General features: G+C 44.8%; 2 protein-coding genes. Both read left to right on the top strand.

Going from position 1 to position 1905, the window contains the following annotated elements:
• The first annotated feature begins 1 nt into the window (after nucleotide 1).
• Nucleotides 2-613, top strand: a complete 612-nt coding sequence (gene vncR, locus SORDD16_RS06800) for a response regulator transcription factor VncR (RefSeq protein ID WP_241734025.1) — start codon at nucleotides 2-4, stop codon at nucleotides 611-613.
• Nucleotides 610-1905, top strand: a 1296-nt coding sequence (gene vncS, locus SORDD16_RS06795; RefSeq protein ID WP_061452830.1) for a sensor histidine kinase VncS, incomplete at its 3' end; no start/stop codon positions are given. The genes vncR and vncS, both read left to right, overlap by 4 nt.

Here is a 1905-nt window from a genome sequence, read left to right as displayed (position 1 = left end):
GATCAGTGACTATTTGACCGATTGTGGTTATGAAACAATTGAAGCAGCAGACGGTCAGGAAGCTCTGGAAAAATTTTCCAGCTATGAAGTTGCTCTAGTACTGCTGGATATCCAGATGCCCAAGCTTAATGGCCTAGAAGTCCTAGCGGAGATTCGTAAGACCAGTCAGGTTCCTGTCTTGATGCTGACCGCCTTTCAGGATGAAGAATACAAGATGAGTGCTTTTGCTTCTCTGGCAGACGGTTATCTGGAAAAGCCTTTTTCTCTCTCCCTTTTAAAAGTAAGGGTGGACGCGATTTTCAAGCGCTACTACGATACGGGACGAGTCTTCTCCTATAAGGATACCAAGGTGGATTTTGAAAGCTATAGTGCTAGCCTCGCAGGTCAAGAAGTGGCCATCAATGCTAAAGAGTTGGAAATTCTGGACTATCTGGTGAAAAATGAAGGCCGGGCCTTGACTCGTTCTCAGATTATCGATGCGGTCTGGAAGGCGACAGATGAGGTCCCCTTTGACCGTGTCATCGATGTCTATATCAAGGAACTGCGGAAAAAGCTAGATTTGGATTGTATCCTCACTGTGCGCAATGTTGGTTATAAATTGGAGCGAAGATGAAACGAACAGGTTTGTTTACAAAGATATTTATCTATACATTCTCGATTTTTAGTGTTCTGGTTATTTGTCTTCATTTAGCCATTTATTTTCTCTTTCCCTCGACTTATCTGAGCCACCGTCAGGAAACCATTGGCCAGAAAGCGACAGCCATTGCCCAGTCCCTGGACGGAAAGGATAGGCAAAGTATCGAGCAAGTGTTGGATCTGTATTCCCAGACCAGTGATATCAAAGGAGCTGTCAAGGGAGAGATGACTGAGGACAAGTTAGAAGTCAAGAACAACCTTCCTCTGGACACGGATCGCCAGACCACTTCCCTCTTTATCGAGGAGCGTGAGGTGAAAACGCAAGACGGTGGTACCATGACTCTCCAGTTTCTAGCTTCCATGGATTTGCAAAAGGAAGCAGAGCAGATCAGTCTCCAGTTTCTTCCCTATACCTTGTTGGCATCCTTTCTGATTTCTCTCTTGGTGGCCTACATCTACGCTCGGACCATTGTTGCACCGATTTTGGAAATCAAGCGAGTGACCCGTCGGATGATGGATTTGGATGCCCAAGTGCGATTGCGCGTGGATTCTAAGGATGAGATAGGTAATCTCAAGGAACAAATCAATAGCCTTTACCAGCATCTCTTGACTGTCATTGCGGACTTGCATGACAAGAATGAAGCTATTCTCCAGCTGGAGAAGATGAAGGTTGAATTCCTACGAGGGGCTTCTCATGAACTGAAAACACCACTGGCCAGCTTGAAAATCCTAATCGAAAATATGAAAGAAAATATCGGCCGTTATAAGGATAGAGACCACTATCTGGGAGTTGCCTTGGGGATTGTGGATGACCTCAGTCACCACGTTCTCCAGATATTGTCTCTTTCTTCTGTTCAGGAATTGCGAGACGAGAAAGAAGAGGTTGACCTCCTTCAGATGACGCAAAGTCTGGTCAAGGATTATGCTTTGCTCGCCAAGGAGAGAGAACTTCAGGTAGACATTAGCCTAACTTATCAGCAGGCTTACATAAACCCATCTGTCATGAAATTGATTCTATCGAATCTCATCAGTAATGCTATCAAGCACTCCACTCTAGGCGGCTTGATCCGTATCGGGGAGAAAGAAGGGGAACTCTTTATCGAGAATAGCTGTAGTCCTGAAGAACAAGAAAAATTGGCCCAGTCTTTTTCTGACAATGCTAGTCGTAAGGCCAAGGGTTCAGGAATGGGACTCTTTGTGGTCAAAAGTTTATTAGAACATGAGAAATTACCTTATCATTTTGAGATGCAAGATGATCGATTGACCTTC

Source organism: Streptococcus oralis, from assembly GCF_001578945.1.
Classification (GTDB): Bacteria; Bacillota; Bacilli; order Lactobacillales; family Streptococcaceae; genus Streptococcus; species Streptococcus oralis_Q.
The sequence above is the reverse complement of the archived record's forward strand: the minus strand, read 5'-3'. Positions and strand labels throughout refer to the sequence as shown.